Origin of the sequence: Amycolatopsis sp. Poz14 (assembly GCF_006704225.1) — a bacterium.
Taxonomy (GTDB): domain Bacteria; phylum Actinomycetota; class Actinomycetes; order Mycobacteriales; family Pseudonocardiaceae; genus Amycolatopsis; species Amycolatopsis nivea.
On sequence record NZ_JACLHD010000001.1, the window covers coordinates 7,052,406 to 7,077,594 of the forward strand.

Annotated in this window: 22 protein-coding genes and 1 riboswitch; of the genes, 8 read left to right on the top strand and 14 right to left on the bottom strand. The window is 69.4% G+C overall.

The annotated features are described in order from the left end of the window. Nucleotides 1-17 precede the first annotated feature (17 nt). Nucleotides 18-443, top strand: coding sequence for a nuclear transport factor 2 family protein (locus tag FKO37_RS32790; RefSeq protein WP_037820151.1), 426 nt, complete (start codon nt 18-20; stop codon nt 441-443). Further along, entirely contained in the window at nt 440-1,177 is a 738-nt protein-coding gene (locus FKO37_RS32795) for an alpha/beta fold hydrolase (protein ID WP_238607033.1), read from the top strand. Before FKO37_RS32790 ends, FKO37_RS32795 begins: the two co-directional genes overlap by 4 nt. 28 nt (nt 1,178-1,205) lie before the next feature. On the opposite strand, the gene FKO37_RS32800 is transcribed toward FKO37_RS32795, so the two are convergent. The 4 genes from FKO37_RS32800 to FKO37_RS32815 are packed head-to-tail and all read right to left on the bottom strand — an operon-like array spanning nt 1,206 to nt 4,841. Beyond that, a complete protein-coding gene (locus tag FKO37_RS32800; RefSeq protein ID WP_238607034.1) occupies nt 1,206-1,973 on the bottom strand; it encodes an amino acid ABC transporter ATP-binding protein in 768 nt (255 codons plus the stop codon). Beyond that, nucleotides 1,970-2,863 carry an amino acid ABC transporter permease gene (locus FKO37_RS32805; RefSeq protein WP_037820147.1) on the bottom strand — a complete coding sequence of 298 codons (894 nt, stop codon included), beginning with the start codon at nt 2,861-2,863 and terminating at the stop codon, nt 1,970-1,972. Before FKO37_RS32805 ends, FKO37_RS32800 begins: the two co-directional genes overlap by 4 nt. 57 nt (nt 2,864-2,920) lie before the next feature. After that, nucleotides 2,921-3,889, bottom strand: a complete 969-nt coding sequence (locus tag FKO37_RS32810; protein ID WP_238607035.1) for an aldo/keto reductase — start codon at nt 3,887-3,889, stop codon at nt 2,921-2,923. Between the two features lie 31 nt (nt 3,890-3,920). Continuing rightward, nucleotides 3,921-4,841 carry an ABC transporter substrate-binding protein gene (locus FKO37_RS32815; protein ID WP_238607036.1) on the bottom strand — a complete coding sequence of 307 codons (921 nt, stop codon included), beginning with the start codon at nt 4,839-4,841 and terminating at the stop codon, nt 3,921-3,923. A 116-nt stretch (nt 4,842-4,957) separates the two neighbouring features. Here FKO37_RS32815 and FKO37_RS32820 point away from each other — a divergent pair, with 116 nt between their 5' ends. From FKO37_RS32820 to FKO37_RS32830, 3 genes are all read left to right on the top strand, one after another. Continuing rightward, nucleotides 4,958-5,497 (top strand): MarR family winged helix-turn-helix transcriptional regulator, encoded by a 540-nt coding sequence (locus FKO37_RS32820; RefSeq protein WP_238607037.1) that lies wholly within the window; start codon nt 4,958-4,960, stop codon nt 5,495-5,497. Between the two features lie 138 nt (nt 5,498-5,635). Continuing rightward, complete coding sequence (locus FKO37_RS32825; protein WP_037820140.1) at nt 5,636-5,905, top strand: DUF1918 domain-containing protein; 270 nt, start codon at nt 5,636-5,638, stop codon at nt 5,903-5,905. A 58-nt stretch (nt 5,906-5,963) separates the two neighbouring features. Then, nucleotides 5,964-7,793 (top strand): DUF4236 domain-containing protein, encoded by a 1,830-nt coding sequence (locus FKO37_RS32830; RefSeq protein ID WP_238607038.1) that lies wholly within the window; start codon nt 5,964-5,966, stop codon nt 7,791-7,793. 2 nt (nt 7,794-7,795) lie between these two features. Here FKO37_RS32830 and FKO37_RS32835 read toward each other — a convergent pair whose 3' ends face one another. From FKO37_RS32835 to FKO37_RS32865, 7 genes are all read right to left on the bottom strand, one after another. Next, nucleotides 7,796-10,168 carry an HAD-IC family P-type ATPase gene (locus FKO37_RS32835; RefSeq protein ID WP_238607039.1) on the bottom strand — a complete coding sequence of 791 codons (2,373 nt, stop codon included), beginning with the start codon at nt 10,166-10,168 and terminating at the stop codon, nt 7,796-7,798. Between the two features lie 84 nt (nt 10,169-10,252). Further along, nucleotides 10,253-10,714, bottom strand: coding sequence for a nuclear transport factor 2 family protein (locus FKO37_RS32840; protein ID WP_238607040.1), 462 nt, complete (start codon nt 10,712-10,714; stop codon nt 10,253-10,255). 111 nt (nt 10,715-10,825) lie between these two features. Next, nucleotides 10,826-11,026, bottom strand: coding sequence for a hypothetical protein (locus FKO37_RS32845; RefSeq protein WP_037820131.1), 201 nt, complete (start codon nt 11,024-11,026; stop codon nt 10,826-10,828). A gap of 89 nt (nt 11,027-11,115) precedes the next feature. Beyond that, nucleotides 11,116-11,781: a (2Fe-2S)-binding protein gene (locus tag FKO37_RS32850; protein ID WP_238607041.1), complete on the bottom strand. Its 666-nt coding sequence runs from the start codon at nt 11,779-11,781 to the stop codon at nt 11,116-11,118. Further along, nucleotides 11,778-12,617, bottom strand: coding sequence for a CbtA family protein (locus tag FKO37_RS32855; RefSeq protein ID WP_238607042.1), 840 nt, complete (start codon nt 12,615-12,617; stop codon nt 11,778-11,780). The genes FKO37_RS32850 and FKO37_RS32855 overlap by 4 nt, the downstream gene beginning before the upstream one ends. A 25-nt stretch (nt 12,618-12,642) precedes the next feature. After that, complete coding sequence (locus tag FKO37_RS32860; RefSeq protein WP_009077103.1) at nt 12,643-12,852, bottom strand: CbtB-domain containing protein; 210 nt, start codon at nt 12,850-12,852, stop codon at nt 12,643-12,645. A 56-nt stretch (nt 12,853-12,908) separates the two neighbouring features. Then, nucleotides 12,909-12,964, bottom strand: a riboswitch (cobalamin riboswitch). A gap of 138 nt (nt 12,965-13,102) precedes the next feature. Further along, nucleotides 13,103-13,291, bottom strand: coding sequence for a hypothetical protein (locus FKO37_RS32865; protein WP_238607043.1), 189 nt, complete (start codon nt 13,289-13,291; stop codon nt 13,103-13,105). A gap of 180 nt (nt 13,292-13,471) precedes the next feature. On the opposite strand from FKO37_RS32865, the gene FKO37_RS32870 reads away from it, so the two are divergent. Next, nucleotides 13,472-15,100: a GMC family oxidoreductase gene (locus tag FKO37_RS32870; RefSeq protein WP_037820124.1), complete on the top strand. Its 1,629-nt coding sequence runs from the start codon at nt 13,472-13,474 to the stop codon at nt 15,098-15,100. Between the two features lie 16 nt (nt 15,101-15,116). Beyond that, nucleotides 15,117-16,691 carry a succinic semialdehyde dehydrogenase gene (locus tag FKO37_RS32875; protein WP_238607044.1) on the top strand — a complete coding sequence of 525 codons (1,575 nt, stop codon included), beginning with the start codon at nt 15,117-15,119 and terminating at the stop codon, nt 16,689-16,691. Nucleotides 16,692-16,695: 4 nt separating this feature from the next. On the opposite strand, the gene FKO37_RS32880 is transcribed toward FKO37_RS32875, so the two are convergent. Both FKO37_RS32880 and FKO37_RS32885 read right to left on the bottom strand, forming a co-directional pair. Then, nucleotides 16,696-20,178: a DEAD/DEAH box helicase gene (locus tag FKO37_RS32880; RefSeq protein WP_238607045.1), complete on the bottom strand. Its 3,483-nt coding sequence runs from the start codon at nt 20,176-20,178 to the stop codon at nt 16,696-16,698. 196 nt (nt 20,179-20,374) lie between these two features. Continuing rightward, nucleotides 20,375-21,034, bottom strand: a complete 660-nt coding sequence (locus FKO37_RS32885) for a TetR/AcrR family transcriptional regulator (protein WP_238607046.1) — start codon at nt 21,032-21,034, stop codon at nt 20,375-20,377. An 84-nt stretch (nt 21,035-21,118) separates the two neighbouring features. Between FKO37_RS32885 and FKO37_RS32890 the strand changes: the two genes are divergently transcribed. Further along, nucleotides 21,119-22,615 carry a long-chain fatty acid--CoA ligase gene (locus tag FKO37_RS32890; protein WP_238607047.1) on the top strand — a complete coding sequence of 499 codons (1,497 nt, stop codon included), beginning with the start codon at nt 21,119-21,121 and terminating at the stop codon, nt 22,613-22,615. A 6-nt stretch (nt 22,616-22,621) separates the two neighbouring features. On the opposite strand, the gene FKO37_RS32895 is transcribed toward FKO37_RS32890, so the two are convergent. Beyond that, nucleotides 22,622-25,165 (bottom strand): glutaminase domain-containing protein, encoded by a 2,544-nt coding sequence (locus tag FKO37_RS32895; RefSeq protein ID WP_238607048.1) that lies wholly within the window; start codon nt 25,163-25,165, stop codon nt 22,622-22,624. Nucleotides 25,166-25,189: the final 24 nt, after the last annotated feature.

Here is a 25,189-nt window from a genome sequence, read left to right on the forward strand (position 1 = left end):
TAAAGGAGAACGCCGTCATGCCACTATCCACTGAGGACAAGCTCGCGATCGTCGAGCTCTCGAACGCCCAGATGCGCGCCCTCGACAACCACGACGTCGACGGGTGGGTCGATGCCTGGATCCCGGACGGGCAGTTCGTTTCCACCTACGGCACCTTCACCGGCCGCGCCGAGCGGGTCGAGTTCATCAAGGGCCACATCGCGGCGGGCAAGGAGGACGGCGCCCGCCACCTGCTGACGAACTACGTCGTCACCGGCGAAGCCGACCGCGCGACCGTCACCTGCCTGGTCGCCAAACTGCAGGTCGAAGCACCGCCGTTCGTCATCGCGACCGGCGTCTACCAGGACGTCGTGGTCCGCACCGCCGACGGCTGGCGTTTCGAATCCCGCCGCCTCGACATCGACCGCGGCGTCTTCGCCCGGGCCGAGGCGGCCGCGCGATGACCGGCTTGGCTGTCGAACGGTGGGGAGAATCCGGCCCGCCGATCGTGATGGTGCACGGCAGCCTGAATTCGGCCGCCGCCGCGTTCAGCGAGCAAAAGGTGCTTGCCGACCGGTTCCGGATCATCGCGCCGTACCGCCGGGGATACCGGCCCAGCCCGCCGACCGACCGGATCGACCCGGACCGCGACGCCGCCGACGTCGCCGAACTCCTGGGCGACGGAGCGCACCTGCTCGGCACGTCGATGGGCGGAGTGGTGGCCATGCGAGCCGCCGCGCTCGCGCCGGGCAAAGTCTGGTCGCTGACCGTGGTCGAACCGCCCGCGCTGCCGAACGGCGCCGGCCGCCCCGCCGCCGACCGGCTCGCCGACGCCCTTCGAAACTGCTGGGCGGCTGCCGAAGACAGCGAGCCGGCGACGTTCGTGGCCCGGTTCCTGCGGGTGTTGAACGTCGATCTGCCGTTGCCGTCGCCGCTTCCGCCACCGTTGCTGGAGGCCGCCCGCAATCTGATGACGGAACGGCCTTGGGAAACGGGTGTCCCCTCGGAGGCGCTGGCCCGCACGTCGTTCCCGAAACTGGTGGTGACCGGCGGCGGCACTCCTGGATTCGAGGCAGTCGCCGACGCCCTGGCGGAAACATTGCCCGCGAAGCGGGTGTTGTTCCCCGGCAGCCCGCACGCGGTGCAGCGGATCGGGCAACGGTTCAACGACGAGTTCCTGGCTCACCTGAGCCGTTGAGACGAGGGAGGGCCGGCCCGGCCCTCCCTCAGGCCCGCTCCCCCAGCGACCGCACGAACGCCTGCGTCGTCCGGTGTTTCGGCGTTCCCAAAACCTCCTCCGGCGTGCCGAGTTCGACTATCGTCCCGCCGTCCATCACCGCCACGCGGTCCGACACCTGCCGGGCGAAGCCGATCTCGTGGGTCACCACGATCATCGTCATCGTCCGTTCCGCGAGCCGCCGCATGACGCCGAGGACTTCGCCGACCAGCTCCGGATCGAGCGCGGACGTCGGCTCGTCGAACAGCATCACGTCCGGCTCCATCGCCAGCGCCCGCGCGATCGCGACGCGCTGCTGCTGCCCGCCGGACAACTCGCGCGGATACGCCGCGTGCTTCTCCGCCAATCCGACCGACGCCAGCAGCTCGTGCGCCTGCTCGGTGCACGCACTGCGCGACCGGCACAGGACCCGGGTGGGCGCTTCCAGGATGTTCTCCAGCACGGTCAGGTGCGGGAACAGGTGAAAGCCCTGGAACACCATCCCGAACCGACGACGCTGGCGAGCGGCGGCACGGTCGCTGAGCGGGTAGTACGTGTCGCCTTTGCGCGTGTAGCCGATCAGCTCGTCTTCGAGCCGGATCTCGCCGCCGTCCACCGTCTCCAGGTGGTTGACGCAGCGCAGCAGCGTGCTCTTGCCCGAGCCGGACGGGCCGATCAGGCACACCACCTCGCCCTGGCCGACGTCGAGGTCCACGCCGCGCAGCACCTCGAGCGGGCCGAAGCTCTTGCGCACGCCGGACAGCCGCAGGAACGTCATCGCGAGTTCTCCTTGCCCGGGCGGCCCGCGGTGAACCCGCGGCCGAAACGGCGTTCGAGGTAGCGCTGGCCGATCATCGCGAGGCTGGTCAGCACGAGGTACCACAGGCAGGCGACCAGCAGCAGAGGAATCGTCTGGTAGGTGCGGCCGTAGATGAGCTGCACGGTGGTGAGCAGTTCGGTGTAGCCGACCACCGACACCAGCGAGGTGTTCTTGAACATGGTGACGAGTTCGTTGCTCAGCGGCGGGATGATCACGCGGATCGCTTGCGGCAGAACGACTCTCCGCAGTCGCTGCCGCCCGGTCATCGCGAGTGCGGTCGCGGCTTCCAGCTGTCCCGCCGGCACGGACAGGATCCCGGCGCGGAAGATCTCCGCGCTGTACGCCCCGAGCACCAGCGCGAGCCCGACGACCGCCGCGGAGAACTGCGAGATCAGCCGGTTCGTCGGCACGCTGAGGAACTCCGGGCCGAACGGGATGCCCAGCGACAGTTTCGGCAGCAGCGCGCCCAGGAAGAAGATCAGCAGGAGCAGCACCAGCGCCGGGATGGCGCGGATGAACCAGATGTAGGCGGTCGCGACCCAGCGCAGGACCGGGTCTCCGGACAGCCGCATCAGCGCGACGACGACGCCCACGACCAGCCCGGCCGCGCTGCTGATCAGGGTCAGCAGCACTGTGTTCAGCAGGCCGCGCAGGATGTCGGCCGAGAACAGGTAGCCCCCGACGAGCCGCCAGTCCCAGCGCGGGTTGGTGATCAGGAAATGCGCGAACATCGCGGCCAGCACGAGCGCGACGCCCGCGGTGAGCCAGCGCGCGGGCTGCCGCCGCCGGGCGAACCGGACGCCCGCCGGGGCCTCGACCGGCGCGCGGGTGGAGGTGGGGATCGACATGAGGACTCCTTCGGGACAGCCCGGGCGGCGGCCGTCGCGGGGACGGCCGCCGAGGGGTCAGACGGTGACGAACTCGCCGAGCGTCCGTTCGGTGTGCGGATAGGGCGCGTCGTTCTCGTGCCCCGCGACGCCGAGCCCGGCCAGCGCGGCCACGATCTCCGCGCCGCGTTCGCCCGCCAGCTCGACCGCGCGGACGTTGTCCTCGATCTGCGCGATCCGGGTGGACCCGAACAGCACCGACGCCGTCGCCGGCTGCGCCAGGCAGAACGCGAGCGCGAGCTGCGACGGGCTCGCGTCGAACGAGGCCGCGATCTCCCGCAGCCGCGGCACGAGTTCCTTGATCCGCTCGCGGATGCCGCCGGTGTCGATGCCGATCTTGCGGCCGGGGTCGAGGTTCCCGGCGAGGATCCCGCCCTCCATCGTGTCGGAGGCGTGCAGCGAGATCCCGGTGTCGGCGAACAGCTTCTGGTACTCCGCGCTGTCCACGACGGACCGCCGGGCGACGCTGTACTTGAGCTGGACCAGCTGCGGCGTCGGAATCCCCTTCGCCGCGGCGTGGTCGTAGGCGGTGCGAAGATCGGCGGCCGACCAGTTCAGCGCGCCCCAGCTGCGGGCCCGGCCGCTGGTGACCAGCCCGGCGAGTTCCTCGGCGATCGCCGGGACGTCCATCCCCGGCCGGGGGTGCTCGGTGATGATGACGTCGACGTACTCGGTGCCGAGCCGGACCAGGGACTCGTCGAGCTGTTCGGCCAGCGGCTGGCGCGGATAGTCGAAGTACCACACCTTTTCGGCGATCGCGTAGTCCTCGCGCGGTTTCCCGACGACGTCGAGGATCCGGCCGAGCAGCACCTCGGTATGCGGTTTGTCGCGGTAATAGGCGACGTCGAGGAAATCGATGCCGAGGTCGAACGCGCGCCGGACGAGCGCGACGCCCGCCTCGAACGTCATCCGGCTGTAGGTGTTCCACGACCCGAGCGACAGCGCGGAAACCTCGGGTCCCTCGCGGCCGATGCGGCGGTAATCCATGCGTTTCTCCTTCTTCGGTGGACCGGGCGGCTCAGAACCGGGAACCGTTGACCGCGATCCGGTCGACGGCGATCGAGCCCTGCCCCCATTCGTCGAGGATCTTGCGGTAGGTGCCGTCCTCGACGAGCTTCTGCAGCGCACGCTGCGCTGCGTCGCGCAACTGCTGGTCGTCCTTGCGGAACCCGGCCGCGTACGGCGCGAGCCAGTGCACGCCGTCGCCGGTCAGCTCGAACTGGCCGGGATTCTGTTTGATCAGGTAGTTCGCCGGCGCGATGTCGTTCCACGCCGTTTCGACGCGGTCGCTCTGCAGGGCCAGCACCATCGCCTGCCCGTCGGCGAAGGCGTTGATGTTCACCGCGGGCTTGCCCTTGCCGACGCACTCCTTGCTGACCCGCTGCGCGTCGGTCTCCTCGATCGACCCGCGCCCGATGGCCAGCGACCGGCCGCACAGATCGTCGATTCCCTTGACGCCGTGCGGGTTTCCGGAACGGACCATGAGCGCGGTGCCGCCGCGCAGGAAGTCGACGAAATCCATCGTGCCCTGCCGGGATTTGAAGTCCCCCACCGACATCACGGCGTCGAACCGTCCGGAAAGGACTCCCGGCATCACGTTGCCGCCCTCGGTCCGCACGACCTGCACGTCCAGCCCGAGCAGCTTCGTCCACGCCTTCGTCAGGTCGACCACCACGCCGGTGATCTCGTTGTTGTTCTTGCTGTCGACGAAAGCGAGCGGCGGAACGCTCGCGCTGGTCGCGACGGTGATCGTCTTCTTGTCCCGGTACCGCTGCGGCACCAGCGCGCTGAGACCGGCGTCGACCTGGACCGCGGCCTCCGCGCCGGCACCTTTCTTCTGCGCGCCTTCCGGTGCGGGCTCCTGCGGAGCGGCACACCCGCTCAACGCCACGAGTGCCGCGCACGCGGCGGCGACGCGCCCTCGGGTTCGGTGTCGCATCGAGACCTCCATTGCTCTCTCGGACGCCGGGAACGCTAGAAGCCGCTCAGGAACATTGTCAAGGCTTTGACGTTCAACCTTTGACAATCTCGCGGAACCTGGCATGATCGAGAGGCGTGAGGGAGCCCGAAGCCGCCGAACCGGATTACTGGACTTTCGTCGACCACGCGGTCCGCTCGGTGAGCGAAACCCTGCCCGAGGTCGACCCGGACGCGATGCGCCTGGTGATGACCCTGCACCGGGCCACCGACCTGCTGTCTTACGACCTGCACGCCCGGCTCGGCGAGATCAAGCTGAACGAATCGGCACAGCTGAGCAGCACCGGTTTGCGGCTGCTGCTGGTGCTGTCGGCGTCCGGCCCGCTGGAACTGCGCCGGGTGGCGGCCCTGTCGGGCATGAGCCGCGCGGCCGTGTCAGCCGCGGTGGAGAACCTCGCCTCGAACGGCCTGGTCGGGAAGGAACCGTCGCGGGAAGACCGGCGGACGGTGCTGTTGCACCTGACCCCGGAGGGGCAGAAAACGTTCGCCCGCTGCTTCGCGGCCTACAACGCGGGAGAGCAGCATTGGGCGGCAACGCTGACGGCCGAGGAACGGGGTCAGCTGGTCGGGTTGCTGACGAAGTTGATGCAGACCAAGGACGTGCAGCGGCGGGCGTGACGGCGGAACTCCTCAAGCGTCTGAGCCGAACCGGCCCCCGCGAGTCACTTGCTTACCCCTGATCGGACTACTCCGAGGTTTCACGCCCAGCGCGACGAGGTATCGCTGCGGACGACGACGTCGTTCTGAGGAGGCGACATGCACGCACAGCGCGGAGACTGGCTGGTCGTGAAGGGAATCCACGTGGACGTGCCGGAGCACCGGGGCCGCATCGTGGCGGTGGGTTCGCCGGACGGAGGGCCGCCGTTCACCGTCCGCTGGCAGGGCGCGGACCACGAGTCGACCGTCTTCCCGGGCCCAGACGCGATCGTGCTGACCGACGCGGAGATGGCCGCGCAGGACGAACAGGCCCGGGAGCGGGTCGAGGGGCTGGGCGCCTTGCAGCACCATCTCCCGAGCGGCGCGTAACAACCGGCGCACGCACGGCGATCCAGAGCGGGCAAATGCCGTCCGTCGAAGGTCGCCTATGTCGTTCTATCTGCGTACGAGGGTCAAGGTCGGTCCGCTGCGCGTCAGCATGTCGCGGGCCGGGCTCGGCGCGTCCGTCGGCGTGCCCGGGTTCCGCGTCGGCACCGGTCCGCGCGGTGCTTACGTCACGCTCGGCGGCGGGCTGGTCAGTTATCGGACGACGACCCGGTCAACGGCTCCGAGCGCACCGCCGCTGCTGCCCGCGAGCGACGTCGTCATGGCCGACATCACCGGCGCGACCACCCTCGAAATGGCGGCCGCCGATTCGAGCGAGTTCGTCGGCCAGCTCAATGCCGCGGCACGGTCGATGCGATGGTGGCCGTGGGTCCTGGTGCTCGCGCTCGCGCTGGCGGGCGCGTCGCTGTGGACACTGCTGGCCGGGGTGCCGCTCACGGTGTGGGTTTTCCTCAAGGACCGGATCCGGCGGACCGTCGTGGTGTTCTACGACGTGCAGGACGCCGAGGAGGCGCAGCGCTTCCAGGGACTGGTCGACGCCTTCGGACCGGTGCGGGAGGCGCGGCGGGCGTGGCACGTCGTCGCGTCGGGGGCGTTGTCGACGACGCGTCAGCACAAGGTCAACGCCGGAGCATCCGCGCTGGTCAAGCGGCACTCGCTGGACCGCGGCATCGGCGGCCCGCCGCAGCTGTCCGCGAACATCGCCGTCCCGTCGCTCGCCACGAGCCATCGGGCGGTCTATTTCCTGCCCGACCGGGTTCTGCTGCGCGAAGGCAAGCAGTACGCCGACGTCCAGTACGGAGAGCTGCGGATCGAGGCGGACGTCCAGCGGTTCATCGAGAGCGGTTCGGTGCCCGGCGATGCCCGCGTCGTCGGGCACACCTGGCAGTACGTCAACGTCAAGGGCGGGCCGGACCGGCGCTACAAGAACAACCGGCGGCTCCCCGTCCTCGAATACGGTTCGGTGCGGCTTTCCGGGCCGAACGGCTATCGCGCGACCTTCGACTTCTCGACTCCGCGAGCCAGCTCGGCGCTGGCGCGATCGTTGCGGGCGATGACCGCGCCCGTCGCACCGCCGGTGGTGGTCGCACCGCCTGCGGCACGGCCCAAACCGGACCGGATCCAGGACGCGCCGGCCGCCCCGCTGATCCGGCGGCGGCTGTCGGCGGACGGACGAATCGCGATCGTCGGCGAAGCGCATTACCAGCCCGCGCTGCAGCGGGCGGCGAGAGGAATCGCCGCCGGTGAAGGCTTCGACCAGCATCTCCCGGTCGTCGCGCTTCTCGTGCCGGAACCGCAGAACCCGCACGATCTCCACGCCGTCCGCGTCGACGCGATCCACCCCGGCGGAACCGAAACCGTCGGCTATCTGTCCCGTTCGGACGCCCGCAGTTACCAGCCCGCTCTCCGTGCGCTCGGCAAAAGCGGCTATGCCGGCACCTGCCCGGCGCGGATCACCGGCGGCGGAAACGGCCGCCGCTACGGGATGTACCTGCACCTCGCGGGCCCGGACGCGCTGGAGATCACCAATCTGCTCGCCGAGGCCGATCTTCTCGCGCCGGAGCGGACGGTCACCGTCACCAAGGAGGAAAACCATCAGAAAACCTTGCGGCACTACCATTCCGGCGTGCTGCGCACGATCGTCGCCGCCGAGCTCGCACCGTCCACTGTGTCCAGTGGCAAGCACAAGGGTTCCTACGCGATCGAGGTCCGGCTCGACGGGCAGCGCGTCGGCGAACTGACCGCGGCGATGAGCGCTCGCTATCGGCACCTCGTCACTGGCGTCCCGCGGTGCGAAGCGTTCATCACCAGCGGCGACCGCGGATTTCAGATCGACCTCCGGCTGCCGAAGACCGACCCTGCCCCGCGCTGAGGCTATTTCCCCACCCGGTTCCCGATCCACCGCCCGACCTCGATCAACACCAGCCCCACCGCCGCGCAGCCCACTGCTGTCAGCGTGTACCTGGTGTTGCTCGGATCCAGCTGGAAAATCTCCCGGGTCCACGGCAACAGGAACATCAACGCCGAAACCACCGCCATGGTCGCGACCAGCGCCGCCTTCCACCACGTGTACGGCCGCGCAACCACCGCCAGCACCCACAATGCCAGCGCCATCAACGTCATCAGTGCCGTAGTGCTCGCCTGCACCTGCGCGGCGTTAGTGGTCGCATGCCCTGGATGCACCAGGATGTACGACACGAACGACGCCGCACCGATCACCACCCCGGCTGGAATCGCCATTCGCAGTACGCGGCCGACGAAACCGGGGCGCGCGCGGTCGTTGTTGGGAGCCAGCGACAGCACGAACGCGGGCAGCCCGATCGTGAACCAGCCGACGATCGTGACGTGCCGGGGCAGGAACGGATACGGCATCGCGTCCTGCCCGATCAGCCCGGGCACGCCGACGATCAACGCCAGCAGCACCGAGTACACCGTCTTGGTGAGGAACAGATTCGCGACGCGTTCGATGTTCCCGATCACCCGGCGACCCTCGCCGACGACATGCGGCAAGGTCGCGAAAGCGTTGTCCAGCAAGACAATCTGCGCAACGGACCGCGTCGCCGGGCTGCCCGCGCCCATCGCGACGCCGACATCGGCGTCCTTCAAGGCGAGCACATCGTTGACCCCGTCGCCGGTCATCGCGACGGTATGCCCGCGAGCCTGCAACGCGGCGACCATCGACCGCTTCTGCGCCGGGGTCGCGCGGCCGAACACCGCGGTCTCTTCGAGCTGCGAAGCCAACTTCCCGGGGTCTTCGGACAGCGTCCGCGCGTCAACGGGAGCCTCGCCGCCGGGCAGGGCCAACGCGCGGGCCACGCCGCCGACCGACACCGCGTTGTCGCCCGAAATCAGTTTCACCGCTACGCCTTGGGCAGCGAAGTAGTCCAGCGTCTCGCGAGCGTCGCCGCGGATCTTCTGTTCCAGCACGGCCAGCGCCACCGGCGTGACCTTGCCCGGCCCGTCCGGCGCGTCGACCGCGTTCGCGGCCCGGCCGAGCAGCAGCACCCGCAGGCCCTGCGCGCCGATCCGTTCCGCTTCCGCGCGTTCCTCCGACTCGGCCGGCAGCAGCACGTCCGGCGCGCCGAGCACCCAGTCGCCGTGCTCGCCGAACGCCGCGCCGCTCCATTTCCGCGCCGACGAGAACGGCACCACGGCGGTCGGCGTCCAGTCCGGCGCGGACGGGCAGCCCTCGGCGATCGCGACCAGGCTGGCGTTCGGCCGCGGGTCGGCGGCGGCGAGCGCGGCCAGCACCGTCTCGGGAGCCTCGCCCGCTTCCCGCAGCCGCCGCAGTTCGGACAGCCGCATCGTGTTCTCGGTGAGCGTGCCGGTCTTGTCCGCGCAGACGACGTCCACGCGAGCCAGGCCCTCGATCGCGGGCAGCTCGTTGACCAGGCACTGCCGCCGCCCCAGCCGGATCACGCCGACCGCGAACGCGACCGACGTCAGCAGGATCAGCCCCTCGGGCACCATCGGGACGAGCGCCGCGACCATCCCGCGCAGCGCGTCGGGCAGCTGCTGCGAACCGGAGAGCTGGTTGTAGATCGACAGCGCGCCCGCCGGGACCAGCAGGTACGTGATGACCTTCAGGATCTTGTTGATCCCGTTCCGCAGCTCCGAATCGACCAGGGTGAACCGGCCCGCCTCCTCGGCCAGCTTCGCCGCGTACGCCTCCGAGCCGACCTTCGTCGCCCGGTACGCGCCGTTCCCGGCCACCACGAAACTGCCGGACATGACCGGGTCGCCCGCGCGCTTCACCACCGGATCCGACTCGCCGGTGAGCAGCGATTCGTCGACCTCGAGCGCGTCCGCGGACAGCACCTCGCCGTCGACCACGACCTGGTCGCCCGCGCCGACCTCGATCACGTCGTCGGCCACCACCTCCTCGGGGGCCAGCTCGCCGCTGACCCCGTCGCGGCGCACGCGCGGGCGCACCTGGCCGACGATCGCGAGCCGGTCGAGCGTCCGCTTGGCGCGCAGCTCCTGCACGATGCCGACGACGCTGTTCGCCACGATCACCCCGGCGAACAGCCCGTCCAGCAGGTAGCCGGTGGAGAAGATGATGACCGCGAGCACCGCGAAGATCGCGTTGATCCGGGTGAAGACATTCGACCGGACGATCTCCCACGCGCTGCGGCTCGTGCGCGAGGGCACGTCGTTGGTCCGTCCCTCGGCGACCCGCTCGGCCACCTCGGCCGCGGTGAGCCCGCGCGTGCTGTCCTGCGTGAGCAGGCCGTCGTCCCCTGGCATGGCTTCGACCTTACGCAGTTTCCGGGCAAAACCGTCACGTCGCCGCCCCTGGCGGGTCCGCCCGTTCGGGTGACTCGGCGCAGCTCACCGGCCGAGGCGGGTCGCGCGGACCTCCCGGGTTCCGATCAGATCGAGGTGCACCTCGCGGCGCGCGAACCGCCATTCGCCGCCGGTTTTCGCGTAGCGGTCGAGGTAGTGGAGGTGCCACACCGCGTCGGAGAATCGGCCGTCACGCGGACTGACGTGGTGGGCGACGCAGGTGACCCGTCCGCGCGCGGTGGCGGGGTGATCGCCGGGGTCGAAGACGACGCCGGTGACGCCGTGTGCGGTCAGGGACACCTCCTCAAGGACGGACAGGACGGCAACCACGTCTTCGGGACCGCGATGTTCCCGGACCGGACCGAAGTCGCGCGGCGGATTCGGCAGGACAAGCACTCCGTCGTCGCCGAACAACTGGGCGACGCCCGCGAAGTCCCGCTCGTCGACGCGCGCGGCGTAACGGTGCACGAGATCGTGCAGCGCGATCCACTCCGCCACGGGGATCACCCGCGTTTCCTCGAACGGCCGGTCAGTGCGATGAAGGAGAAGAACACCGGGCCGAGCTTATGGACCACGACGGCACAGCGGCGGCACGCGTCCCGAAGACCGGGAGACGGGTCAGCTCAGCCACTGCTTCGGCGGCGGGTAGACGTACCGCGCGATGGTCGTGCTGACCCAGCCGATGCAGAAGCCGCCGAACACCGGCAGCACTAGCTGCACCTCGTGTCCGCCGCGGAGCAGGCCGGTGAGCAGGAAGACGAGTCCCCACGCGACGAGCAGCCCGACGCTGTAGGTCCAGTAGTTGCGATACCTGCGCATGGCGGCCTCCCGATGCTCTCCTCCCCGAGTGTTCCTCGCGCAGGTCTCGATTGCAGGGTCACCGGGAGGTTTTCGGCATTCGGCGCAGTTCAGACCAGCACGCAATCCCCGCATTTCGGGCCGTCGCGGTCCGGGGCCGCCCGGTAGAAAAGACAGCAGCTGCGGCGACGGAATCGGCCGTGCTCCCGAGTCGCGGTACCGGAAAGTTCCGGCAATTCCTCCAGCGCGGCGACAATTCCGGCAACCCGGTCAGTCCACTCCGGACGCTCGGACCGCAGCACCGTCACCGCTCCGTTCAGCGCCGACGCCACGTTGCCCCGCCGGACGTTCCGCGCCAGCGAGAACTGCGCCATCGCCTCGTCCAACCGCGCCAACGGACCGCGCAAGACCCGCGACGCGAAGGCACTGACCACATCGGACTCAACCGGCGGGTTTTCCTTCAACGACAACGGAAAGGCACCACCGAGCTTCGGCTGCCACCACGCCGTCGAGTAATCCGGCACCGCTCCCGCCCCGACCGCGAGACCCAGCGCGGGCGAGATGATCCGAGCCGCCAGCCCGAGATGCGCGATCGACGCTGCGACCCGCACTTCCACGAAATCGCCGCCGAGCACGGCCCGGTTCTGCGCGACGCGTTCGCGCAGCACCGGGCCGTCGTCCAGGACCTCGGACAACGGACGCCACGGCTCCGCCGGTTCCTCGGCCGAATGCGTGTCGACGGCGAAGAACGGGCCCAGTCCGGTCAGCGGGCTCACGCCTCGACGGTAACCGCGCGCCCGCGGTCGAGCACGCGTTCGGCGAGCGGGCCGAACACGAGCGCGATGGTGCCCCACAGGATGACCTGCGCCAGCACCGAGTAGAGCCGGAACCCGACGAGCGTGTCGGCGGGGAATCCGGGATACACGATCTGGCCGTCGGGACCCTTGAGCGGCAGCGGGGTTTCGCTGGTCTGCGGGCCGTACTCGGCGACGTTGCTCGCCAGTGAACCCAGCGAGGGCAGCATTGCCATCAGCAGCGCGCACAGCACCACGAACCCGGCGCCCGCGACGAGCGTCGCGTTCCAGTTGCCCAGCTTCGGGGCGAGCCGCTTGCCCGCGACGACGGCCGCGACCAGGAAGATCACCGACGCGACGACCATCGTCAGGTACAGCCCGGTGCGCGCGCCAATGGTCGCTTCGTGCCCGATCGCCGGCGGGTTGGCCGGGTATTTCAGGAACGGCACGAGGTACAGCGACAGGAATCCGGCCCCGGCCACGAGCACCGCCAGCACCCGAGCACGGATCCGGCCGACGCGGCCCAGCAGCACGGTGTACGTCACCGCGAACAGCAGGCCCATCGCAACGCCGAAGAGCACCATGCCGAGCCCGATGCCGAGGTTGCCCTGCACGGCACGGCTGAAAATCTCGTGCCCCTCGTGCTCGGTCGGCATCCCGGCGGCCTTGTCGAGCGCCATCTGCGCCTCGTCGCGGCCGGATTCGTAGTCGATGGCCGCCTGGGTCAGCGGTTCGGCGAAGATCCGGGCGAAGACGAACGCCAGCAATCCGCCCAGCGCTCCGGCGAGGAGGCCGCGCAGAATCAGCTTGTTCTGCATTGTTCGGTTGTCCGTTCCGGGCGCGTCAGTGGCAGGGGAAGCCGAGGAAGTGCCGCGCGTCGTGGACGAACTCGTGCACGTGCGTGTCGCTGCCGAAGATCGAGACCGCGCCCTGGTCGACGCCGATGAAGTAGTACAGCAGCAGCGCGCCGACGATGGTGGCGCCGAGCAGCAGCGCGGCTTTCGACACGGGCAGAACGACCGGGGTGGACCGGTCGGCCGGAATGGTGGCCATGGCTCTCCTTCGGGATGACGCGTCCCTTGCGGGTGGACCTGACGACGGCTCCTCGACCTGACTCGCCCGGGATGGGCACACAGTGGCGCGACCGTGCCGGAATCTCACCGGCTTCGGGAAGCCGTCGCGCGAGCAGCACCGTACGGCGGTGTCCGGCCGGTCGTCAATCGCCCGAGCGTCCGGGGTGTCCGCTATCGCCTGGTTTGCGCAGCCAGTGTGCGCGGGGTCGCACCGAACGGAGCAAGGCCCCTCACGCGGGGTCCGGGCATCGCGCCGGCGAGGCAGGCAGCTCCGCCAGCCGGTTGCTGTCGGCGAGCAATTCGGCGGGCCCGAGACCGGCCAGCGAGCACGGCAGCTCGACGAGCCGGTCCCGGTCGGCCTCCGGCTTCTCGAGACCGCCGATGTCCGCCACCCGCCGCGGGACTTCCGTCAGCGGCAATCCAGCGTCGTCTCCCCGGCGGCGAGCGCGGCGTCGATGCGGCGGTTCGCTTCCTCGGTCCCCATGGGGGCAAGTCAATCAGGTCCGCGCGCGAGGCGTTGCGCGGTCGGCGGGAAAGCTATACCGTGCCTGAACTAGAACAGGTTATAGTTTCGGCGGGGCGCGGGACGAGGAGCGGACATGGCAGCCAGGGTGGCCCGGAAGAGCGAAGCCGACTACGTGGTCGTCGGGTCGGGCAGCTCGGGGGCTGCCGTCGCCGGGCGGCTCGCGGAGTCCGGGGCCAGCGTGATCGTGCTCGAAGCGGGCAAGAGCGACGAGCAGCTGCTGTTGCGCAAGCCGGGGTTGGTCGCCCCGTTGCACGCGGTGCCCCAGCTGAAGAAAATGAGCGACTGGGGCTTCTACTCGGTGCCGCAGAAACATGTTCTCGATCGGCGCATGCCGGTGCCGCGCGGGAAGGTGCTCGGCGGCTCCAGTTCGGTCAACGGGATGGTCTACGTCCGCGGCAACCGGGCGAATTTCGACTCCTGGGCGGCCGAGGGCAACACCGGCTGGGACGCCGACAGCGTCAACGCCGCGTACAAGCGCATGGAGGACTTCGAGGACGGCGAGAACGCCTTCCGCGGCGCGGGCGGGCCGATCAAGATCACCCGCAACAAGATCCCGCAGGAAGGCACGCTGCAGTTCCTCGACGCGACGGCCGACGCGATCGGCTGCGACATCATCGACGACTACAACGGCGAATCCCAGGAGGGCGTCAGCCGGATGCAGCAGAACGCTGCCGACGGCCTGCGCTACAGCGCCTCGCGCGGCTACCTGCACCACCTCGCGCCCCGGACGCTCGAGATCCAGTCCCGGGTGTTCGTGCGGAAAGTGGTGATCGAGAACGGCCGCGCGACCGGCGTCGAGGTGACCGACGCCAACGGCACGCGCCGCACGGTCCGGGCGGGCAAGGAGGTCATCCTCGCCGCCGGGTTCGTCGGGTCGCCGCAGCTGCTGATGCTGTCCGGGATCGGGCACGCCGAGCACCTCAAGGAGCACGGCATCGACGTGCTCGCCGATCTGCCGGTCGGCGACAACCTGCACGACCACATGTTCCACGCGCTGACGTTCCAGGTGTCCTCGTGCAAGAACAAGGGCACCGCACCGTATTTCGCCCGCGGGATGGCCCGCGAACTGCTCAAGCCGGGTTCGACGTTCCTGGCGAACTCGGTGTTCGAGGCGCTCGCGTTCCTCAAGACGTCGCAGGCCGCGGACGTCCCGGACCTGCAGCTGCACCTGCTGCCGTGGGCGTACGTGTCGCCGAACCAGGACGCGCCGGTCCGGCATCCGGTCGACAAGCGGCCGGCGCTGACCGTGCTCACCACGCTGATCTACCCGAAGAGCCGCGGCACGATCCGGCTCGCCTCGGCGGACCCGGCCGCGGCGCCGCTGATCGACCCGCAGTACCTCTCCGACCCGGCCGACCTCGAGGTGCTCGGCGAGGGATCCGAGATGGTGCGCGAGATCTTCGCGTCGAAGGCGTTCAAGGGCTCGGTCAACGAGGAGATCCACCCCGGCAAGCAGCTGCGCGGCCAGGAACTGCGCGACGCGATCCTCAACCGCGCGACGTCGGTCTACCACGGCGTCGGCACCTGCCGGATGGGCGTGGACGACCTGGCCGTCGTCGGGCCCGACCTCAAGGTGCGCGGGGTCGACGGGCTGCGGGTCTGCGACGCCTCGATCATGCCGTCGATCACCGGCGGCAACACCAACGCGCCCTGCATCATGATCGGCGAAATGGGCGCGCAGCTGGTCCTTTCCGGCAACTGACGGGAGCGCGAGACCCATGACCCTCACCCCGGTCCGGCCCACCCGCCCGGCTTCGGCGACCGACGAATTCCTCCGCGGGCTCGTCGCGCGCGTGCCGGGTTCGGGCGGCGCGGTGTGGCCGCTCACCGAGGTCTACACCGGCGACGTCCTGGTGGACCTGCCGCAATCGACGCCGCCGGACATCGAGCAGGCGTTCGCCACTGCGCGGACGGCGCAGAAGAAATGGGCCGCGACACCGCTCAAACAACGGCTCGCGGTGTTCCGGCGGGCGCATTCGCTGTTCATCTACCGCGCACGCACGATCGCCGACCTGATCCAGGTCGAAAGCGGCAAGAACCGGCGGATGGCGATCGAGGAAACGTGCGATCCGCCGATGATCATGAGCCACTATCTGCGGCGCGCGCCCAAACTCCTGGCTCCGACGCGGCGCGGCGGACCGGTGCCGCTCGTGTCGTCCTCGACCGAGATCCGGGTGCCCAAGGGCGTGGTCGGGATCATCGCGCCGTGGAATTTCCCTTTCGCTACCGGTATTTCCGACGCTATCCCGGCGTTGATGGCGGGTAACGCGGTGGTCTTGAAGCCGGACAACAAGACCGCGCTTTCGCCGCTGTATGGCGTGCAACTGCTCGAAGAAGCCGGGCTGCCGCGGGGCCTGTTCCAGGTCGTGTGCGGCGAGGGCCCGGACGTCGGCCCGACGCTCATCGACCAGGCGAACTACGTCATGTTCACCGGTTCCACCGCCACTGGGAAGGTGATCGGCGAGCAGGCGGGCCGGAACCTGATCGGCTGCTGCCTCGAACTCGGCGGCAAGAACCCGATGATCGTGCTCCCGGACGCCGATTTCGCGGACGCGGTTCCGGGCGCAGTGTTCGGCGCGTTCGGGAACACCGGGCAGATCTGCATGCACATCGAACGGATCTACCTGCCGGAGTCGCGCTACGAGGAATTCAAGGAAGCCTTTGTCGCCAAGGCTTCTTCGCTCGACGTACGGGCCGCTTACGATTTCGGCCCGGAAATGGGCTCGCTGGTTTCGGTGGACCACATGAACCGGGTCAAGTCCCATGTGGACGATGCGGTCGAAAAGGGAGCCACCGTCCTGTGCGGCGGCCGTCCCCGGCCGGATCTCGGCCCGGCGTTCTTCGATCCGACCATTCTGGAAGGCGTCACGAAGGACATGCTGTGCGGGGTCACCGAAACATTCGGCCCGGTGGTGGCCTTGCATCGGTACCGGACGGTGGACGAGGCCGTCGAATTGGCCAACGACACCGATTACGGGCTGAATGCTTCGGTGTGGGGCAAGGACCTTCGCGCAGCTTCCGCGGTGGCGACCCGGTTGGAGACGGGCAACGTCAACGTGAACGACAGCCTGGCGACGGCGTACGCCGCCAAGGGGACTCCGTCCGGCGGCGTGAAGACGTCCGGAGTCGGTGCCCGGCACGGGGATCAGGGGCTGTTGAAGTACACCGACGTGCAGAATCTGGCGGTGTTGAAGAAGCCGGTGATGAGCCCGCGGCCGGGGCAGAAGTACGAGAAGTACGTAGAAGGAATGCTGTCCGGACTGAAGATGATGCGGCGGCTCAGGATCCGTTAGCCGGTCATTCTTCGAGAACCGGTATCCGGTCGGCGAGCACGCTGAAATACGGCTGGCTCCGCCAGTTCTCACGGTTGCCGATCACATACAGCCGGCGCTTCGCCCGCGAAACGGCGACGTTGAGCAGGTTCGGTTTCTCCGCGGCCCATGCTCGCGCCCGCTCCCGGTGGTCCGGGGTGCCGAGCACGAGAATCACCACGTCGGATTCCTTGCCCTGCATGGTGTGCACGGTGCCGACGTTCGTCTTGGCGAACTCCTCGCCCAGCACGTCGCGGCCGATTCTGCGCGAACCGCGCACGACCGCTCGGAACGGGCTGGCCACCCGGATGTCCTGAGCCTGGACGCCGTCCCGCCGGAGCTGCCGGAGCAGGTCGGCGAGCGCCTCGCCTTCGGCGGGCAGCCAGTGCTCTTCCGACGCGCCGGACTGCACGTGGATCCACCCGTTCCGCCCTGGGAACTCTCCCTCGTGACGTGTCCCGTACACCATGAGGGTCCCGCCGTAGGCGATGTCGTTGGAAATCGCGAACATCGGCCGGTCGCACCGGCGATGCACTCGCAGCGGCGCGCCCACCCAGGCGGCGCCGCTGCCGTCCGAGTCCGCGAGCGCGGTGCCGTACCGTGCCATCCGGTCGGCGATCTGCTGCGCCGACGCGGCGTCCGGCAACCACTGCTCGTCCACCTGGCAATGCCGGCGAAGGACCTCCTGCGCTGACGACGGCAGCGACACGATCGGCTCGAGCTGCCGCGGATCGCCCACGATCACCGACCGCCGGGCCCGCCAGATCCCGCCGACGACTTCCTGCTGCGTCGCCTGTCCCGCCTCGTCGATGAACAGCCAGCCCAGCGATTCCCGGCCGAGTCCCGCGAACAGCCGCGGCAGGGACGAGAAGGTGGTCGACACCACCGGCACGACCATGAACAACGCCTGCCACGCCGCGAGCAGAACGGCGGGCTCGGGCTTGACCCGCCCCTTCAGGTACGCCTCGATCGCGGCCAGGTTGTCGCGCAGTCGCGGTTCGGCTCCGAGCACGAACCTTTTGTGCAGCCGCAACGCTTCGAGAAACAGGCGGCTGCGCGCCGCGGTGAACTCGGCGTCGGCCCAGGGCGCGCAGCCCTGGAACTCGTCGTCGCTGTCGAAATCCAGCGGGAACGGCACGTTCCCCGGCCAGCGCCGGCGGCCTTGCTCGATACGCGCGCACACATCGGCGAACGTCCGCTCGGCCGCGTCCCTCACCTGCACCGCCTGCTGCCAGGCCGCGGTGGCGGCAGCCAGCTCCGCTTGCCAGCCGACCGCGACCCGGTACGCCTGTTCGCACCCCTGTTTCGCTGCCGCGCGACGGCCCCGAAGCTCGTCGGCGAGGCTCGCCCACTCGCGGCCCGCTCTGAACCAGGTGGACAGCTGGATCCAGAAGCCGGGCCGGCTGAGCGCGTGGTGCTTGGACTCCTCGTCCTCGTCCGCGAACACCTTCCGGGCCTGCTCCAGCGCCCGTTCCGCCGCGGCGACCTGACCTCGCGCGTGCTCGCCCCGGCGAGCCGCCGCGACGACCTGGTCCGCCGCCGCGTCGCGGGCGGCCCGGCATCCGGGATGCGCGGCCACGGCGTCGGCGACTGCCTGTCGTTCCGCAGCGAGCCGCCGAACGTCGGCCAGAGCGTCCTTGAACCGCTTGACCGCGCGGGCCCAGTCCGCGGCCGTTTCGGGTTTCCGTTGCGCCTGCTGGAGGATGTGCAGCATTCCGGAGAGCTTCTTCCTCGCCTGCTCCGGCGAGCCGTTCTGCCCGGCAGGTTCCGGCCGGCTCTGGCCGTCTCCCCACCAGAACCGGCTGGCGAACCGGTTCCGGTTCTTCATGCTGCCGAGCGTCGCGGCCATCAGTCCCCACGCCGGGGCGTCGAGGACGTGCGAGGCGAGGTCGGTGAAGTAGTCCGCGTCCAGTGCTTCGGCCGCGGCTCCGCCCACAGCCTTGACCCCGGGAATTTCGGCAGTGACGTTCTCCGCCGCGCCGTTGTTCGCGGTGGCGAGCACCACTTCGAACCCGGTCAGTTCGGGCCGCGGGCGGTACACGTAAGCAGTGTGCTTCGCATTCAGGGCGACGCTGCCGACCTGCCCGGCGAAGGCGTCGACCGGGTGGTGCAGCGCGGCGAGCCGTTCGGCCCGGCGGACGACGATGCCCGCGAGCACGTCGCGCAGCATCGTCGTCTTCCCGGTCCCCGGCGGGCCGTTCACCGCGAACAGCCCGCTGCTGTCGGCGAGTTCGGCGAAAATCCGGTCGACCGCGAACTGCTGGCTCAGCACGAGGGGCTTTCCGACGTCGGTCGGCCACCGGCCGGGCGGAATGCTGCCGGGGGTCACGCCCGCTACGACCGCGTCCGGGCTTGCCCGCACGTCGACCCGGTCGGCGACGGGAAGGGCGTGCGGCGCGGTCAGGTACCGCAGGAGCCCTGGGCCCGCGTTCCCGCTCCGCAGCTCTTGTTCGATCCTGCCCAGATCCTTCGCGATGAAGCTGTTGAGGAAGTTCTGCTCGCCCGCCTCGGCCGACTCCCGGACCGGCACCCGGACGCACTTCACGCGGACGCCGGACGGCCGCAACGCGGCGAGACCGAGCTCTCCTGCCAGCGAAGACACCAGCCGGTGCACATCGGCCGCGGTGAGCCGCGGCCAGCCGTCCTCCTCTTCCGGGGCCGGCTCCTCCGCGGCGGAGCCGGACGGCTGCTTCTCCGCTGCCTTCTCTCGCGTGCGCGGGGTCAGCAGCTTCTCCGCGAACGCGCCGGCGACGCTGCCGGCGATCCCACCTATGACGGGGCCGGCGACCGAACCCACCGCTGCGGCAGCCACCGTCGTCACCGCGGTCCCGGTGGATTTCGCCCCCGTCTTCCACGCTTCGGCCGCGGCGTTCTTGACCTGGTCCCCGGCGGCCCGCGCGACCTTGCCCATCATCGATCCGCCCGGTTCGGCGCGGTCGTCGTCCTCCGGCGGAGCGGTCTTCGCCGACGGCGGGACCAAGCGGTCCAGCTGCCTGGCGAACTCGCGTTCCTCTGCCTCGAATCCGTCCAGCCAGTTCCGCGCGCCCGGCCCCGGCGAGCGCGTGCGGCCGACGGCCCATGCGCAGGCGGACAAGGTCGCGGAGTTCTCCACCAGGCAGCCCTTGTCGTCCACGGTGAACGCCAGCAGCGCGGTGTTCCCGTCGAGCCGCGCGTCCGGTTCCTTGGCGTCGCGGCCCAGAGCCCGCACGAGCTCGTCCCGGACCGCCGACAGTTCGTACAACCCGCCGTACACGGTGAACTGCCAGGTCGTCCGGGGTCGCACCGGAAGGCGCCACACCGGGTGGCCTTCTTCCCAGGGTGCCAGGCCGCGCGGAGAAAGGTCGAACACCACCTGATCGCTGTCGGCGCCCGGCCGGGTGTTCGGTTTCTTCGGCACGTCCTGCGGAGTGAACATTTCGACCATCCGCCAGAATCGCACGATTTCCGCCGCGCGAGCGCCGTCGCCCACCAAGACCCCCTCGTTCCCTCGCCCGGACGCGACTGTACCCGCGACGATCATCTGCTTTTCCGGCGGCCATTCCGTGGAATATTCCAACTCGCCGAACCGCAATGATTCGCTTATCAATTGCGATTTCAGGGGCAGGAATCCGGCATTACTACGAATTCAACGGAACGGACTCGGTAAGTTCGATCGCCGACACCGGTCAAGCCTTCGCCGCCGCAATGGACTGACGCACCACCTGAACCACCTTGCCGTCCGCCTCGGTCAGCCCGTTGAGCCGGGCGCGGCGCGTCAACAGGCCGCCCAATACCAGCTCGACCAACTGCGCGCCCACCTGCTCCGCCGACACCGGGCCGGTCGGGTCGAACCACGTCCACGCCCATTGCGCCGAGCCGAAGATCAGCAGGCTCTGCACCTCGACGTCGCACGGGCGGAACTCCCCCGCCGCGATCCCTTCGGACAGCACCGCCCGCACCAGGTCCAGGTATTCCGCGCGCATCCGGCGGCCCTCGGCCATCGCTTCGTGGTCGGCCAGCCGGACGACCTCGCGCTGGAACGCGACGGTCGCCTCCCGGTCCACCACTTGGTACAGCACGAACGCGTACAGCAGCCCGGCCAGTTGCCGGGTCGGGGTCGGGAGGCGGGCGCGGATCAGCGCGGCCTCGGCGAGCCTGCGCCGCATGTACGACTCGTGCAGCGCGGCGAGCAGCCGGTCCTTCGTGCCGAAATGGTGCACGATCGTGCCCTTCGACAGCCCCAGTTCACCGGCGATGTCGGAGAAGTTCGTGGCGTCGTACCCGCGTTCGGCGACGTAGCGGGTGAACGTCGCCAGGATGTCCCCGGCGCGGCCTTTGGGTGGCATCGGCCCACTGTAACCGAAGGTTTGACCACTGACCGTCCGTACGGTTACCTTCGTCGTGGTCCCCGGCGACGAAGGAGTCTCGGCATGGCATCGAGCTTGGCGCAGTGGATTGCCCGGCGCAGCACCGTCACCCCCGAGTCGGTCGCGCTCGTGGCCGCCGAGACCGGCGAGCGGATCACGTACGCCGATCTCGAACGCCGGGTCGCGGGGCGAGCGGCGGCGCTGCGCGAACTGGGCGTGCGCAAGGGCGACCGGGTGGCCTTGCTCGGATTGAATTCCACCGGCTACCTCGAAACGCTTTTCGCGGTGGCATGGCTCGGCGCGATCACGCTGCCGATCAACTTCCGGCTCGCGGCGGCCGAAGTCGAGTATCTGCTCGACGACGCCCGGCCGGTGGTCGTGGTGCACGACGACACCTTCGCCGCGCTCGCGAAGGAGGCTTCCGGCGCTCGGACGCTGGTCAACAACAGTGAACTCGCCCGAGAGGGCCGCGTCGCGCCCGAACCGACCGGGCCGGACGACGTCGCGGTGCTGATGTACACCTCCGGCACCACCGGGCGACCCAAGGGCGCCATGCTCACGCACGGCAACCTCGAGGCGAACGCGATCAACGTGCTCACCTCCGGGGAAGGCATCCTCCCCTCGGACATCACGCTGACGGTCGCCCCGCTTTTCCACATCGGCGGGCTGGCGCTGTTCACCCTGCCGCTGCTGTACGCGGGCGGCACCGTGGTGGTCGCGGGCAAGTTCGATCCACAAGAGACACTCGCGCTGATCGAGCGGGAGAAGGTCACCGTCCACTTCATGGTGCCCGCGATGTGGGCGGCGATGACGCAGGTCCCGGATTTCGATTCCTACGACCTGTCGCGACTGCGGTATCTGCTGTGCGGCGGCGCGCCGTGCCCGCTGCCGGTGATCGAATTCTACGAGGGCAAAGGACTGACCTTTGTGGAGGGTTTCGGGATGACCGAGCTCTCCCCCGCCGCGCTGGTGCTGGAATCGGCGTTCGTGCGCTCGCACGCCGGGTCCGTCGGACGGCCCTTCCTGCACGTCGAGGCGCGGATCGTGGACGAACGCGACGACGACGTGCCCATCGGGACGGTCGGCGAACTGGTGCTGCGCGGCCCGAACGTCTTCGCCGGTTATTGGGGCCTGCCCGAAGCGAGCGCCGAAACCCTGCGCGGCGGCTGGTTCCATTCCGGCGACCTGGCCCGCAGCGACGCCGACGGTTTCGTGACGCTGGTGGACCGCAAGAAGGACATGATCATTTCCGGCGGCGAGAACGTTTACCCGATCGAGGTCGAGCAGGTGCTGCACCGGCATCCGGACATCGCCGACGTCGCGGTGATCGGTGCGCCGGATCCGCAGTGGGGCGAAACCGTGATCGCGGTGGTGGTTCCCGCCGGAGACTCGCTCGACGGGGACGCGGTGATCGCTTATTGCCGCGAAAGGATCGCCGCTTTCAAGTGTCCCCGCCGGGTGGAGGTGGTGGACGAGCTTCCGCGCAATGCCACCGGGAAGCTGCTCAAGCGAGAGCTTCGCGCGCGATACACGGATTCCGCCGCTTCCGTCTCCCGGTAAGCCGGCTCAGATGAACCGCCACAGGTGATCCGGCGTCCCGTTGTCGTCCCACTGAGTCACTTGTGCACCGTCCGCAGTGGACTGCTGGTCGACCGCCATCACCTTTCCACTGTGGACATTCACCAGTTTCCACCAGCCGCCGCCCGCGTCCACGATGCGCCACAGGTGATCCGGCGTTCCGTTGTCCTGGAACTGCTGCACGTGCGCACCGTTGTCCAGGCTCTGGTCGTGCACCGCGAGCACCTTGCCGCTGTTGCGGTTCATGATCCGCACCGTTCCGTCGCCGCTGTCCACGACTGTCCACACGTGATCGACCGTGCCGTTGTCCTGCCATTGCGTCACGTCGGCAGTGTCCGAAAGCGACATGTCCTGCACCGCCAGCAGTTTCCCGGATCGCTGGTTCTGGATCCGCCGCCACGACGTCGTCGAGGCGGCTGGGCGCGGCAGCAAGGCCAAGTATCCAGCGGCGACCGGGCGCGCTTGGAAGCCGGATTGCCGGGCGTCGGCGACGAAGTACCAGTCTGAGAACGGAACCCGCGAACCAGTGGTGTTGGCGAAACTGTAGACGCCTTCGACAAGCGTCGTGCGGATGCCGGTGTGGTCGGTCAGCCAAGCGGCCGTCCACAACTCCCAGTCGGCTTTGGTGTAGTCGTGGCGAAGGTCCAGCGGGACGCCGTGCGCGCCTCGTTTCGACTGGTACCAGGCGGCTTCCCGGGCAGCAGTGCCGAGCGGCACCAGGTCGAGGCCCAGCAGCCGGTCCGCGAAACCGTTGTACTTCAGGCTCCAGGTGCCCGGCTGGTCGTACGCCATCCGCAGGTGCGAGCCGTCGTCGGCCAAGCTCGTCCATTGGCTGATGTACGACCGCGAGATCGAGCGGTACCGCAGGGCATCGGCGGAATTTCCGGTGACATCGGCGAGAACGGCCATCGCGCCGACCCCGATGATGCCTTTCAACGCGAGGTTGGCGCTGTGCGCGATCCAGCCGGTGAAGTCGTCGGTCTGGTTCTGGTTGCCCGGATCGAGAGTGTTGCCCACCAGGTATTCGGCCCATTGCCGCAGAATTCCGTAATGAGCGCTGACGAATGCCTTTCCCGCCGAGGAATCCAGGCGCTGCGCGACCGCGGCGGACATGATGAGCATGTTCGCCGATTCCTCGACCGGCATGCTTTCCTCGTTGCCGTCGTTGTGCCCGGCCGCGTTCGGATAGGACGCGCCGATGTCGTGTTCCGAGAACGTCATCGGCCAGCCGCCGTGCTCCGCGTAATCCAGCACCGGTTCCAGCAGCAACCGGACGAAGTCCGGCGAGAGATGGAGGTAGCCGGGCAGCGCCGGATAAATCACGTCCACTGTGGACACATTGCCGCTGGACGAGATCTCCTTCAGGAACGCCCACGGCGAGCCGTTCCGGTCGACCAGCTCGGTGCCGCCGAACGCCTGGCGCAGGGCGAGCGCGCAGATCGCCGCGTAATGGTCGCCGGCCGCGGCGGACGCTTCGCTGTCGATCCGCTGGTCCAGCGCGATCCCCGCGGCGAGCGCGGCCGGGTAGTCGGCGTGGAACCACGCGACCATGTCCTGCCAGGAGGACCAGTAATGCGTCCACCACGGTGCCAGTTGCGCACCGAGGTAGCTGACCGCAGGCGTGCGGATGTGCCCGATCGCCACCACCAGCGGATCGGCTGCCGCGCCCGGCTGGATCGTGCCCAGGTCTTTGGCGAACGCGAGAACCGGCCAGCGGTCGTTGATCGCTCTCGGCTGGTCCGGATCGCTCGTCCCGGGCAGCGCTGCCCCGTTCGCCGACGCCGCGCGCACGACCGTGTCCTGCCCGATCTGCCAGGTCACCCCGGCCGAAGGCGCCGCGACCACGAGCGAACCCCAGCGCGGCTGGTCGTGTCCGTCCTCGGCGAGCGCAGTCGGCGAAGCGGCCTGGACGCTGAGCGAGGTGATGCCGCCGGATTCCTGGTGCTGCCAGCCGACCGGAGTGGCCGAATCCCATTGCAGCCACTCTGCCGACGAGTCGAAATGCAGCGAAACGCTATGTGCCCGGCCGTCAGTGCTCGCGGCGGCGACGGTGATGTAGCCGAACGGCACGCATTGCCGTTGGAGGTTGCCGGGGTCTACCGGCGAGAAGAAGGTGACGGTGAGGGTCACGCCGCCGCCGGTGAGTTCGTAGATCGAGCGGGTCGCGGTGACCTGCAAGGAGTTCTGCGTCATCGGGGTCAGGCTCGGACCGGACGGCAGCTGCGGCGCACCGGCGAACACGCACGCGGTGCCGTCGATCCGGGCGATGCCGCACAGCGCGGTGATGTGCCCGTTCCAGAACGTCGACCAGGTGCCGGGCAGGGTGTCCGCGGCCTGCCAGGTCGAGAGATACGGCGAGCGCACCACGAGCGGCGTCGCGGGCGGGCGCAGCGTGCCCGCCGGAGCCGCGGCGGCGGTGGACTGGACCAGTTCCGGAAGGCACCAGAGCGCGACCCCGGCGGCCGCGCCGGTGCCCGCCCAGCGCAGGGCGGCGCGGCGGCTGACTTCGCGGGGAGATGCGGAGGAGGACATCGACAGCTTCTTTCGGTCGGCTAC